General features: G+C 34.5%; 9 protein-coding genes. 6 read left to right on the top strand and 3 right to left on the bottom strand.

The window, feature by feature from the left end; all coding sequences use genetic code 11:
* Nucleotides 1-5: 5 nt before the first annotated feature.
* Both OZP15_RS07220 and OZP15_RS07215 read right to left on the bottom strand, forming a co-directional pair.
* On the bottom strand, nucleotides 6-1580 hold the full coding sequence (locus OZP15_RS07220) for a GH39 family glycosyl hydrolase (protein ID WP_281337404.1): 1575 nt from the start codon (nucleotides 1578-1580) through the stop codon (nucleotides 6-8).
* Between the two features lie 60 nt (nucleotides 1581-1640).
* Nucleotides 1641-3647 carry a glycoside hydrolase family 97 protein gene (locus tag OZP15_RS07215; RefSeq protein ID WP_281337403.1) on the bottom strand — a complete coding sequence of 669 codons (2007 nt, stop codon included), beginning with the start codon at nucleotides 3645-3647 and terminating at the stop codon, nucleotides 1641-1643.
* A 364-nt stretch (nucleotides 3648-4011) separates the two neighbouring features.
* Between OZP15_RS07215 and OZP15_RS07210 the strand changes: the two genes are divergently transcribed.
* Nucleotides 4012-4656, top strand: a complete 645-nt coding sequence (locus OZP15_RS07210) for a transmembrane-type terpene cyclase (protein ID WP_281337402.1) — start codon at nucleotides 4012-4014, stop codon at nucleotides 4654-4656.
* A gap of 108 nt (nucleotides 4657-4764) precedes the next feature.
* Here the strand turns inward: OZP15_RS07210 and OZP15_RS07205 are convergent, their stop codons facing one another.
* The gene (locus OZP15_RS07205) at nucleotides 4765-4929 is read right to left on the bottom strand and encodes a hypothetical protein (protein ID WP_281337401.1); all 165 of its coding nucleotides are present in this window, start codon (nucleotides 4927-4929) and stop codon (nucleotides 4765-4767) included.
* Between the two features lie 191 nt (nucleotides 4930-5120).
* On the opposite strand from OZP15_RS07205, the gene fumC reads away from it, so the two are divergent.
* The 5 genes from fumC (at nucleotide 5121) to OZP15_RS07180 (ending at nucleotide 14077) form a co-directional block, all read left to right on the top strand.
* Nucleotides 5121-6527, top strand: coding sequence for a class II fumarate hydratase (gene fumC / locus OZP15_RS07200; protein WP_281337473.1), 1407 nt, complete (start codon nucleotides 5121-5123; stop codon nucleotides 6525-6527).
* Nucleotides 6528-6804: 277 nt separating this feature from the next.
* Nucleotides 6805-7650: a uroporphyrinogen-III C-methyltransferase gene (cobA, locus tag OZP15_RS07195; protein ID WP_281337400.1), complete on the top strand. Its 846-nt coding sequence runs from the start codon at nucleotides 6805-6807 to the stop codon at nucleotides 7648-7650.
* A 240-nt stretch (nucleotides 7651-7890) separates the two neighbouring features.
* Nucleotides 7891-8619: an LOG family protein gene (locus OZP15_RS07190; RefSeq protein ID WP_281337399.1), complete on the top strand. Its 729-nt coding sequence runs from the start codon at nucleotides 7891-7893 to the stop codon at nucleotides 8617-8619.
* A gap of 24 nt (nucleotides 8620-8643) precedes the next feature.
* Nucleotides 8644-11475, top strand: coding sequence for a gluzincin family metallopeptidase (locus tag OZP15_RS07185; protein ID WP_349293294.1), 2832 nt, complete (start codon nucleotides 8644-8646; stop codon nucleotides 11473-11475).
* A 190-nt stretch (nucleotides 11476-11665) separates the two neighbouring features.
* Nucleotides 11666-14077, top strand: coding sequence for an alpha-ketoacid dehydrogenase subunit alpha/beta (locus OZP15_RS07180; RefSeq protein ID WP_269227769.1), 2412 nt, complete (start codon nucleotides 11666-11668; stop codon nucleotides 14075-14077).
* The last annotated feature ends 123 nt before the right edge of the window (nucleotides 14078-14200 follow it).

Here is a 14200-nt window from a genome sequence, read left to right as displayed (position 1 = left end):
CAAACTTATTGTTTTATAAAATTCAAAAGCAAAACATCATTTTCATTGATCTTGAAATCCTTACTGTAATTGCCTTTTGAATCCATTACGAGAGTTTCGGTTGCGATAGGTTCTCCGTTATTTTTCCCTTTTAGTTTTTCTACTTGTTGTTTGGTTAATTGGTTCGGTTTGTTCATTTCCAAATAATCCGTGTAAACATCGTTGACTTTATATCCTACTTTATAAATTTCTAATGTGTATTTTCCTTTTTGCAAACCTGTTACTTCAATTTTTACACTTCCTTTTGATTTAGACGGTAAATCTTGAATGTAATATTGCTGATTGTTAATGGAATCGCCTGGATGTGTATTAGTAAAATCCCAAAACAACAATTGAACATCTCCCTTTTTATTTTTGGTCGCCCAAGAAGAAGTATCGGTATTTTGAAGTTCGGTAGTTCCTAATTTGTTTAAATAGGAATACGAAAAATAAGCAGGTTTTTTAATTGCTTGCGTATTCAACAATCCAAATCCTCCGTGAAAAGGCGTAAATCTTGGAGCGGATTCTTCAAAAATATCAGTAAAAACCCAATAGGACATAGATGTAGGTGCGTTACCCACTTGTTTTAGTTTTTGCAAAATATAAGCAGCCGAATGGTAACTATCATGAACGGGGTCGGCAGGTGTATAGGAAGAACTCCATTCCGTGTAATGCAATTCCAGATTCGGTTTGGCAGAATTTGCAATTTGTTTTCTGGAATTCAAAACATCGCCACTTACACTGGATTCGTCTTTACTCAAAATAGTTCCTGTTGTTCCGTATTCGTCTAAAAAGCCTTGTTTTACTCCGTAAGTATGCGTGGAAATAAAATCTAGTGGAACATTATTTTTAGTAGCAAATTCAATAGTTTCAGGTACCCAACCCGCTCCTGCTGTGGCTGGCCCTCCAACTTTATAATCGCCATTTACACTTTTGATAGCACGAGCACTATGCTCATACAATTTAAAATATTCTTCTTGAGTTCCTGTCCAAAAAGCGGGAGTTAAATTGGGTTCGTTCCAAACTTCGAAATACCAAGTTTTCACTTCTTCAGCTCCATAACGTTCTGTCCAATGCTGGGTTAAATTGCGAATTAAATCTTCCCATTTCTTATAATCTTTAGGAGGCGTTACATTGCCTTTCCACCAAAAAATAGTTTGTTTGCCGCTAGCCAAAGCCGATGGCATAAATCCTAATTCGACAAAAGGTTTCATCTTGATACTCAAAATATAATCGTACAAAGCATCAATATACTGGTAATTGTACTCTGGATTTCCTTTGGCATCTTCACGATAAACGCCCATATCATCTGTCAATAATCCGTGCATTCGAATGTATTTAAAATCGCATTCTTTTTTTACTATTGCTAGTTGTTGTTGCCAGTCGGCTCGCAATCCTTCGTTGGCACGACCCGCTCCAATACATTCTTTGAACATGGTATTCATTGGGCCAGCAGATTGATTGTAATCTACTTTTATGGTTCTGTAAAAATTGGCATTTTGTCCAAACAATTGAATATTGCTGATGCACAATACTAGAAATAATGCTAGGTATTTATTCATTTTAAAATGTTATTCATTAAATTAAACAGGCATTGAAAATAGATTCAGATTCTCAAAATATTATAATTTTTTGAATCGAATGGCTGTTCCTCCTGCTCCACCTAATTTCAATTGCAATACATCCGAAGCTTTAACCGTTTTTTTAGAAATGGCTATCGCTGATGGATTATGCGTTTCATCAGTTCCTTCTGCATCGGCATAAATTTGAGCTTCGTAAGTTGTATTTTTATCTAGAAATGATAATGGAATTTTAACCTCACGAGCTTTTTCATTGGTAATACTTCCTAAATACCAATCTGCACTATTTCTATCTTTTCGAACTGTAGTAATGTATTCTCCTATTTTACCTTCTAATACTTTGGTGTCTTCCCAATCCGTTGGAACATCTTTTAAGAATTGTAAAGCCGGTTTTCCTTCATAATTTTCAGGAAGATCTGCCATCATTTGAATTGGAGCATAAATCGTTACATACAATGCCAATTGTTGAGCCGCAGTTCCGTGAACTCTACGTCCATTATACCCTTGTTTTACTTCAACGTCAAAAATTCCAGGCGTAAAATCCATTGGCCCTGAAAGCAATCTGGTAAACGGAAGAATCGTCAAGTGATTTGGTGGATTTCCTTCGCTCCAGGCGTTGTATTCCTGACCTCTGGCTGCTTCTCTAGAAACCATATTGGGAAATGTTCTACGCTCTCCAGTATCTTTTATAGACTCGTGATACAAAACGGCTAAATCATATTCGGCAGCTTTTTCTAAAACATATCTGAAATAATTCACTCCAAATTGTCCAAAATGCCATTCTTTCATATTTAATTTAGAACCAACATGACCAATTTTAACTGAATGAATGCCTAGTTTTTTGTACAACGCAAAACCTTCGTCTATTTCTTTTAAATAATTAATCAAATTAGAACCCGTTTCATGATACCCAATAAGTGCCACTCCTTTTTTATTACCATATTCTACCACTTTTTCTAGGTCAAAATTATCGGCACTTTTGGTAAAGCTAAACATGTGCATTCTATTTTCGTACCAAGCTGGTGTCCAACCTTTGTTCCAGCCTTCAATCAATAGATGATGAAAACCTTCTTTGGCGGTAAAATCAATATATTCTTCGGCATGTTTGGTTGTTGCTCCTTGTTTTGGCCCTTCCCAAAAAGAATATTTCCCGATGTGCATTCCCCACCATATCCCGAAGTATTTATAAGGTTTGAAATAACTAATACTCTTTAATTTATTAGGCTCGTTGAGGTTTAAAATCAAATAAGACGTAATCAAATCGGTAGGTTTTTCGGCAATTTGAATCGTTCTCCAAGAAGAAGTAAACGTATCTTTTACACGCACTTTTACACCATCAGCCCAAGGCACTAAATCAGATTTGAGTTGATTTCCAGTAGTATTTACCAATGTCATACTGGCGAAATCCACCAAATTGGCTTCGTGAAAACTTATGGCTAATCCGCTTTTGCTTTCGATTGTTAAGGGTGTCAAAACCGTATCTAGGGTACTCACTGGCGAATCTTTAAATAAATATTCATCTCTATCGGCTCTGTTAGCAGGAATCCACCACGCTTTTCCATCCTCTTTGAGGTTGAAAGTCGTTTTTTCATCCATAATGAAAATACTGTCTTTTACATTTTGCTTCGGATAAACATATCGAAAAGCAATTCCATCATCAAAAGCACGAAACTGAATTTCTAATTTGCGTTTGTTTTGCCCTTTTTGTTGCAACTGAACCACCATTTGGTTGTAGTGATTTCTAATCTTTTTCTTTTCGCCCCAAACCTGTTCCCAAGTTTCATCGAAAGAGGTATTTTCTACTTTGATAATTTCAAAATTGGTACTTAAATCTTCATTATTCTTCAATGTAAATCCTAAATCAGAAGGAGAAATCAGAACTGTTTTTCCATGAGACACACTATATTTAGGCGCATTATTTACCAGTTGAAATTGAATTTTATTTTTTCCTTCTGGTGAAGACAATTCATAGGATTTTGGTTTGTTGCCTTGAGCATTACTTATACCTATAGATAGGAATAAGACGGGAAGTATTAGTTTTTTTTTCATTGTGTTAGATGCTGCTTTTCTTATGGTTGTTTTTGGTTAAAAATAGTTTTGAATGAATTTCAAACCTTTAAAATTCAGGTTTTATGCTACTTGACATCAAATAAATATTTAGAAAATTCCTTTTACAAACTGTCTAAAAAAGATTTATTTTAAAAATAGTCACTCTTTTATTGGCTAAAAATAATAATCTTAAAATTAATTTTATTATAATTATGCTTATAGTATTATTTTAACAAAAACTAATACTATATCAACCCTATTAAAAAACATTTAAAATAACACTTTAAACCCGAAAAAAATATTTACATTTAGTTTTTGAATTGCTAAATCAATTGTAATTGCAAAAAATAATAAATTAATTTGAATGGACATCTATTTAATTTTAAGTGGCACATCTGGCATTTGTTGGACAATTGTTTACATTGAATGTATAAGATTAGGTTTTAAGCAAAAAACTTATGCAATGCCATTTTGGGCATTGGCTCTAAATATAGCTTGGGAAACCATACATTCTATTTTAGGATACAGAGAAAACGGGTTGTCAATTCAGGTTATTTTCAATACAATTTGGTTTTTATTTGACGTTCTCATTTTGCTTACTTACTTCAAATTTGGATATAAACACTTTACTAATTTTCTTCCGAAAAAAATATTTTTAGTATGGAGTTTAATAGTGCTTGTATTTTCCTATTGCATTCAATATATATTTGTGCACGAATACGGATTAGTTAAAGGTGCATCCTATTCGGCATTTCTTCAAAACCTAATTATGTCTGTGCTTTTTATTGAAATGTTTATTCAAAGGCGTAGTGATCAGGGACAAAATCTAACTATAGCCATAAGTAAGTTTATAGGCACACTTGCGCCATCAATATTGTTTGGCATCGTTGGAATAAACGAATTTGGAGGTCCCAATTTTTTTCTATTGGTTACAGGAATTTTAATTGCTACTTTTGATTTAATCTACATCGCCTTATTGCTTAATAACAGACAAAATAAAATTAGTTAACAAAGATTTATTTTAGTCTTTCGCTTTTTACTCCTATTGTTACGTCTGAAAATATTCAAAAAAAAAGGACTCGTTTTCACGAATCCTTTTTTTATTTTAGAATCAATTTTAAAGTGATTCTTTCTTTTTTGCTTTCTTTTCTTTGTATGCTTCCCATGTTGCTCCACCTACCCAATAAGATACGAAACCAACCAAGAAAAACATTAACCAAAATCCTATTGTAAGGACGGTCAAGAAAAGTAAAAAGCCTAAATACTGATGAAATTCAAACATATTTTCCGGAATTTTTGAATGTAGCCACAAATGTATGTTTAATATTTTTTTTTTACTAATAAAATAACGAATAATATTATCTAAAAACAGAAGTTATTTGTAATTTTAAAATATTTGAACACCATCTCATTAACTGTCAATTGTGTGCTTGCCTAAAAAGCAAAGTAGTAATGGCAATAAATCATCACAAAATGAAATACCGAATAGAGAAAGATACTATGGGCGAAGTGAAAGTCCCTGCTGATAAATACTGGGGAGCACAAACAGAGCGTTCGAGAAACAATTTCAAAATTGGAGATTCGGCTTCTATGCCAATGGAAATCATCGAAGGATTTGCTTATTTAAAAAAAGCTGCTGCTTACGCCAATTGTGATTTGGACGTACTTTCTACAGAAAAGCGAGATGCTATTGCAGTTGTTTGTGACGAAATTTTAGAAGGCAAACTAGCTGATCAATTTCCGCTAGTAATTTGGCAAACGGGTTCGGGAACACAAAGTAATATGAATGTGAATGAAGTGATTGCTAATCGAGCGCAAATTCTAAAAGGCTTCAACATTGGCGAAGGCGAACCCTTTATCAAAGCCAATGATGATGTAAATAAATCGCAATCATCTAACGATACTTTTCCAACAGGAATGCACATTGCAGCTTACAAAATGGTGGTAGAAATAACAATTCCTAGCATCGAAAAATTAAGAGATACGCTACAGTCGAAAGCTTTAGCATTCCAATCCGTTGTCAAAATAGGACGCACTCATTTAATGGATGCCACTCCTTTGACATTAGGACAAGAAATTTCAGGTTATGCAGCACAATTGAGTTACGGATTAAAAGCCTTAAAAAACACTTTGCCTCATTTGTCAGAAATCGCTTTGGGCGGAACTGCTGTCGGAACAGGATTGAATACACCTGCTGGCTATGACGTAAAAGTAGCCGAATATATTGCAAAATTTACAGGACATCCCTTTATAACTGCTCCGAATAAATTTGAAGCCTTGGCGGCACACGATGCCATTGTAGAAACCCATGGAGCATTAAAACAACTTGCCGTTTCTTTAAACAAAATTGCAAATGATATTCGGATGCTAGCTTCAGGACCACGCTCTGGAATTGGCGAAATTATTATTCCTGAAAACGAACCAGGCTCTTCAATTATGCCCGGAAAAGTAAATCCAACACAATGCGAAGCCTTGACTATGGTTTGTGCTCAAGTAATGGGCAATGATGTGGCAATCTCGGTTGGAGGAATGCAAGGACATTATGAATTGAATGTTTTTAAACCCATGATGGCGGCTAATTTTCTACAATCGGCGAGATTGTTGGGCGATGCTTGCCTTTCTTTTGAAGAACATTGTGCCAGCGGCATCGAACCCAATTACAAACGAATTGAAGTATTAGTCAACAATTCTCTGATGCTCGTTACGGCTTTGAATACTAAAATTGGCTATTATAAATCGGCAGAAATTGCTCAAACGGCTCACAAAAACGGAACCACTTTAAGAGAAGAAGCCATTCGTTTGGGTTATGTTACTGCCGAAGATTTTGATGATTGGGTAAAACCAGAGGATATGATAGGAAATCAAGGTATTCACTTTTAAAATTCCGCCGCAGATTCGCAGATTTTAAAAATAAAAAGAGCTTTTTTTATTTCACTAATTTAAAATCTGCGTTGATTTCATCTTGATTTATGCTGTGAAAATCTGCGAATCTGCGGTATGTTTTTGCATTCAATGTGTCTTTTATTTAAAAATGAATGCCCTGATTGGAAATAAAATATAAATTGATTTAAAAAAATCCACTATTTTAGCTCTCAAAATACTTATATTTCATATATTTGCACTACGTATTTATACTTAATTTAAAAATTAAGTTTATATGAAGAGTGCAACATCAACTAAAAAAAACAGAATCATGACACACAATAATCCAAAACTAACCATTGTAGGTGCTGGACCAGGTGATGTAGAATTAATCACTTTGAAAGCTATAAAAGCGATAGAAAATGCCGATGTAATTCTGTATGATGCGCTTATCAATGAAGAATTATTACAATATGCTAATCCAAATGCAGAAGTGCTTTTCGTAGGAAAAAGAATTGGTTGTCATGCTTATACCCAAGATCAAATTAACGAACTGATTGTTTCGATGGCGCAACGTTATGGTCATGTAGTTCGGCTAAAAGGTGGGGATCCATTTGTTTTTGGTCGTGGTAGTGAAGAAATAGAATACGCACAACAATTTGGTATAGCTACCGCTATTGTTCCCGGAATTTCCTCTTCTTTAGGAGTTCCTGCTGCCAATGGAATTAGTTTAACACAAAGAGGAGTCTCCGAAAGTTTTTGGGTCATCACAGGCACAACTTCTGATCATAAATTATCCAAAGACGTGACTTTGGCATCACAATCATCAGCAACTGTAGTGATTTTGATGGGAATGAATAAATTAGAAGAAATTATTGCTATTTATCAAAGCAACAGAACCGATGATTTGCCAGTTGCCATCATTCAAAACGGAACTAAAAGCACCGAGAAAAAAGTTTTTGGAAATATCAGTACCATTGCCTCACTTGTAGCAAAACAGCAACTCTCGTCACCAGCTATTATTGTGATTGGCGAAGTAGTCAAAAATACCCTGAATTTCTCTCCATTCATTACAGAAGAAAATGTTAGTGAAGACGAATTTGTCTTTCAAAATTTAGATCTTATAGAACGTTTACAATAGAATAAACGTTCTAGTTAGCATAAAGTCGTCTCCAAGTTTGATTGTGAGACGACTTTTTTTTTGTAAAAAACAAATCAAAGTATTGAATACCAACAAACTAAACACCTCTATATTTTATTAAAATTTTAAGAGAAGATTAAATTCAAATAGCATAAATTAGAATTCAAGATTTTTGAAAAAAGTCTTACTTTAGATAACAAAAAAATAGCTGAAAAAGAATTTCTATAAAAATATACCAATATGAGATTAGAAGATTTTGATAATGATGACGAAAAAGTAATTCAGGATAAATTCAAAAGAAAAACCTGGAACGAAATAAGAACCAATGACAGCTGGGCCATTTTTAAAATTATGTCAGAGTTTGTTAATGGATACGAAACCATGGGGCGCATTGGTCCTTGTGTAACCATTTTTGGTTCGGCTCGCATAAAACCTGATACTCCTTATTATTTATTGGCCGAGAAAATAGCCTATAAAATCAGTAAGGCAGGTTATGGAGTAATCACTGGCGGCGGTCCGGGCATTATGGAAGCAGGGAATAAAGGAGCTCATTTAGGTGGCGGAACTTCTGTTGGACTCAACATTGAATTGCCTTTCGAGCAACATTTTAATCCTTATATCGATCACGACAAAAACCTGAATTTCGATTATTTCTTTGTTCGAAAAGTAATGTTTGTCAAATACTCACAAGGATTTGTAGCCATGCCGGGAGGATTTGGTACATTAGACGAATTGTTTGAAGCATTGACTTTAATTCAAACCAAAAAAATTGGAAAATTCCCAATAATATTAGTGGGAACTCAATTTTGGTCAGGATTGATTGATTGGATAAAAACCGTTTTAATCGAACAAGAAAAAACGATAAATGCAAGCGATTTAGATATTTTCAAAATTGTAGATACCGAAGACGAAGTATTAGAAACTTTGGATAAATTCTATAAAAAATACGATTTGTCACCTAATTTTTAAGCTAAACTTCCCAAACTACCTAATTTGAAGATTATTTATAAAAATGCTATTTTTTTACTCGTTTTATTTACTTCGTTCCAGCAATATGGTCAGCACCATTCTCATATTGTTGCCGAGGTAAATGAGACCAGTAAAACCTTGACCATACTTCAAGAAATGGTGTTTTATAATCAATCAGAAGATACTTTATCAGAAATTGTTTTGAACGATTGGATGAATGGCTACTCGACTAAAACATCTCCGCTGGCCAAAAAATTCTCGGATGAGTTTTATAGAGGATTCCATCTTGCTCATGAAAAAGAACGAGGCGGAACAACAAATTTAAGTATTACCAACGTAGAAAAAAAACAGCTTTCGTGGACAAGAACTGAAAAAAAACCTGATTTAATACATCTTGAATTAGAACGAAAATTAGCTCCCAACGAAAAAATCACACTGCATTTTTTTTATATCGTAAAAATTCCAAGTGAGAAATTCACGGGTTTTGGTTATACTGAAAATGAGGGAATGATCCTCAAAAACTGGTTTCTCACTCCTGCCCGATTCGAAAATCGTGCTTTTGTAAAAAACAGCAATTGCAATACAGACGATATTGCTAATGCCGTTTCTGATTATGAAATTGATTTCATTTGTCCCAACAATTTACTACCCACCACCGATTTAGAAAGTATTAAAACCCAACAAACAGACACCTTATCTTATTACAAATTATCTGGAAACAACCGAACCGATTTTAGCCTTTATTTAGAATCCAAATCCAATTTCAGAAGTTATAAAAACGACCTTGTAGAAGTTTTGACCAATATTAAAGGCTACAAAACAGACGAAATCCAAAAAGCGATTATCATTGACAGAATCATTCATTTTACCAACGATTTAATTGGGAAATACCCTTTTGGAAAATTAACCGTTTCGCAAGCAGATTATAATAAAAATCCTTTTTATGGTTTGAATCAACTACCTGCTTTTTTGGCTCCATTTCCAGATGAATTTCTTTTTGAAATTAAATTCTTGAAAACCTATTTGAATAATTACCTCAAAAACACCCTAAAATTAAACCCTCGAAAAGACAATTGGATTTATGATGGCATTCAAGTCTATGCAATGATGCGCTATATGGAAGAAAATTATCCTAATGCTAAAATGATGGGACGTGTTGCGGATTTTAAATTATTAAAAGGGTACAACTTAATCAACTTGGATTTCAACGAACAGTACAGCTATTTTTACCAGCTAATGGCTCGAAAAAATTTAGACCAACCCATTGGCTTTCCAAAAAACAGTTTGATCAAATTCAACGAACAAATTGCCAATAAATACAGAGCTGGATTGAGTTTTATGTATCTGGACCAATACATTGGTGCACCATTTATTTCAAAAAGTATTCAAGAATTTATTGCCATAAATCAAGAAAAACAAACCACTCGACTTGACTTTGAAACATTATTAAAATCGAATACTAATAAAAATATTGATTGGTTTTTTAAAACTATTATTGACACTCGCGACATTATTGATTATAAATTCAAAACCGTTTCAAAAACCAAAGATAGCGTTAGCTTTTCTTTAAAAAACAAAACCAATATAGCTGTTCCCATTCCTATTTATGGAATAAAAAACGATTCTATTGTCTTTAAAAAATGGATAGAAACCACAAAAAGCGACAGTATTTACCAGTTCGAAAGAAAAGAAGCCGATAAAATAATCATCAATTATAAAAATGAAGTTCCTGAATTTAATTTAAGGAATAACTGGGCTAAACTGGATGGATTTTTCCCGAACAACCGTCCGTTCAAGTTCACACTGATTAAAGATTTAGAAGATCCTTATTACAACCAAATTATCTATGCACCCATCGTAAACTATAATGTTTATGACGGACTTTCGCCTGGAATGCGCTTTCATAATCGAACAATTTTGAACCGTCCATTTGTGTATGACATCAATCCTACTTATTCCTTTCTATCAAAAACCTTGACAGGTAGTGCTGCTTTTGTTGTTAATAAAGATTATCGAAATAGCAACCTATTCAATATTAAATATTCCATCAGCGGCAACTATTTTCACTATGCACCTGACGCTACTTACCTGAAAATAAACCCTATGGTTTTGATGCAAATTCGCAATGATGCCAATTATAGAGACAACAGAAAACAACTAATTTATGCTCGTCATGTAATTGTTGACCGACAAAAAAGTGCCATTGTGATTGATAATTCACTCGAAGATTATTCCATTTCTAATTTGAAATATATCAATTCTAAAACAGAATTAACCTATCACATCAGTTTTACTGGCGATGTACAATTTTCGAGAGAATTCGGAAAAATAGCCTCGCAAGTGCAATACCGAAAGCTCTTTGAGAACAATCGCCAACTCAATTTACGCTTGTATGCAGGTAGTTTTTTATACAATAAAACCGATTCTGATTTCTTTAGTTTTGCCCTGGATCGTCCAACGGATTATCTCTTTGATTATGCTTATTTAGGTCGATCTTCCAGCACAGGAATTGTAAGTCAGGAATTTATTTTGGCGGAAGGTGGTTTCAAATCCAAGTTGAATACTCCATTTGCAAATCAATGGATTAGCACCCTCAATGCCAGTTACTCTATCTGGAATTGGATTGAAGCCTATGGCGATGTTGGATTGGTAAAAAACAGTCATCAAAAAGCCAATTTTGTTTATGATAGTGGCATACGCTTTAATTTACTCCCCGATTATTTTGAATTGTATTTTCCTTTGTATTCTAATAACGGTTGGGAAGTGGCACAACGGCATTATAACGAAAAAGTAAGGTTTGTAGTTACACTCGATCCGGGTAGGTTGATTCCGCTTTTTACTAGAAAATGGTTTTAATAAATGGTGTTTATTTAGGTAGTAAACAAACGAAAATTACTTAATTTCAATAATTTAGCATTACAACAACAAAGTTCAAGTAATTATTTATTTTAAAAAATAAATTGCTAAAAATTGCATTTCATTTAATGAATCTATGAAATAGTCAGTTTTTTAAGTAAATTTGCTTCGTTAAGCTAACTTTTCCATTATGATAAAAGAAAAAACCAACACTGCATTGACTTTTGAAGACTTTAAAACCGAAGTTCTAAACGATTACAAAATCGCTATTACTAGTAGAGAATGTAGTTTGCTAGGACGAAAAGAAGTGTTGACAGGCAAAGCAAAGTTTGGAATCTTTGGTGACGGAAAAGAAGTGCCACAACTAGCTATGGCAAAGTTTTTCAAAAACGGAGATTTTCGTTCGGGTTATTATCGCGATCAAACTTTTATGATGGCCATTGGCGAATTGAGCGTGCAACAATTTTTTGCTGGTTTATACGGTCATACAGATATTGCTCACGAACCCATGTCAGCAGGACGTCAAATGGGAGGTCATTTTGTAACCCACAGTTTGAACGATGATGGCAGCTGGAAAAACTTAACCGAACAAAAAAATTCTAGTGCAGATATTTCGCCAACAGCGGCTCAAATGCCACGCCTTTTGGGACTAGCTCAAGCCTCAAGAGTGTACCGAAATGTAGATGGAATTCCTAATAAAGATAATTTTTCAGTAGATGGAAATGAAATCTCTTGGGGAACCATAGGTAATGCCAGCACATCCGAAGGTTTGTTTTTTGAAACCATAAATGCAGCAGGAGTTTTACAAGTGCCTATGATTTTGAGCGTTTGGGATGATGAATACGGAATTTCGGTTCATGCCAAACATCAAACTACTAAAGAAAGCATCTCGGACATCCTGAAAGGATACGAGCGAGAAGGCAACAGTAATGGAATCGAAATCCTAAAAGTAAGAGGTTGGGATTATGTTAGTTTGATTGAAACCTACGAAAAAGCGGCTAATTTAGCTCGTGAAAAACATACACCTGTCTTAATTCATGTGTGCGAATTGACACAACCTCAAGGACACTCAAGTTCAGGATCACACGAAAGATACAAAGATGCCATTAGACTCGACTGGGAAAAAGAATATGATTGCTTGCGCCAAATGAGATTGTGGATGATTGCCATCAATATTGCTTCTCCAGAAGAGTTAGACGAAATTGATGCCAATGCCAAAAAAGAAGTTTTAGAAGCCAAAATCACCGCTTGGAACGCCTTTATCGAACCCATTATCGAAGAGAAAAAAGAACTGGTTACCTTGCTTGGAAAAATAGCTTCCGATAGCAAAAACAAAGAAAAAATTCAAAAAATAGCTTCCGATTTAAGCCGTATAAAAAACCCTTTGAAAAAAGAAATATTAGTATCGGCTCGCACGGTTTTAAGAATAATAGTCCATGAGGCTGGACAACAAGAACTAGCCAACTGGATTAAAAATTACCTGCATAAAACCCAACCCAAATTCAGCAGTAATTTATTTTCAGAATCCCAATGGAATGTGTTTTCTGTAAAAGAAATTTTGCCCAAATACGAAAAAGATACTATTGAAGATACGGATGGTCGAATGATTATTCGAGACAATTTTGATGCCCTTTTTACCAAATATCCCGAAGCCTTAATTTTTGGCGAAGATGCCGGAAACATTGGCGATGTCAACCAAGGTCTTGTTGGATTACAAGAAAAATATGGCGACGAACGAGTTGCCGATACTGGTATTAGAGAAGCCACCATCATTGGGCAAGGAATAGGAATGGCATTAAGAGGATTGCGCCCGATTGCCGAAATTCAATATTTAGATTATTTGCTTTACGCTATTCAAATTTTGAGTGACGATTTGGCAACCTTGCAATACCGAACTGCGGGAAGACAAAAAGCACCATTAATCATTAGAACTCGCGGTCATCGATTGGAAGGAATTTGGCATTCGGGTTCGCCAATGGGAATGATTCTAAACGCCATCAGAGGCATACACGTTTTAGTACCTAGAAATATGACTAAAGCCGCTGGTTTTTATAATACTTTATTAGAATGTGACGAACCTGCACTGGTTATCGAATGCCTAAATGGCTACCGATTAAAAGAAAAAACACCACAGAATTATGGCGAATTCAAAACTCCAATTGGAGTGGTCGAAACCATAAGAAAAGGAGCTGATATTACATTGGTGGGTTATGGTTCTACCTTGCGATTAGTAGAACAAGCTGCCAAATTACTTTCAGAAGAAAACGGAATTGAATGCGAAATAATAGATATTCAGTCCTTACTTCCTTTTGATATTCATCATGATATTACCAAGAGTTTGGCTAAAACCAATCGCCTTTTGATTGTTGACGAAGACCATCCTGGTGGAGCTTCTGCTTATATTTTGCAACAAATTATCGAAGAGCAAGACGGATACAAATACCTAGACAGCAAGCCACAAACCTTGACAGCCAAAGCCCACAGACCCGCTTACGGAACCGATGGCGATTATTTCTCGAAACCCTCTATTGAAGATGTTTTTGAAAAAGTATATGCCATGATGAACGAAGTAAATCCTATTAAATATCCTGCTTTGTATTAAAAAGTTTGGCTCCAATAAGTATAAAAAAACAGCTTTTTACGAAGCTGTTTTTTTTTGTAACTACTTATTCCAAACACTCATTAGGAATAATTGAGCGCAAATTATTAGTACGAAAAATATTTA

The sequence above is a fragment of the Flavobacterium eburneipallidum genome, assembly GCF_027111355.2.
GTDB classification, from domain to species: domain Bacteria; phylum Bacteroidota; class Bacteroidia; order Flavobacteriales; family Flavobacteriaceae; genus Flavobacterium; species Flavobacterium eburneipallidum.
This window is presented reverse-complemented; position numbering and strand designations above follow the sequence as displayed.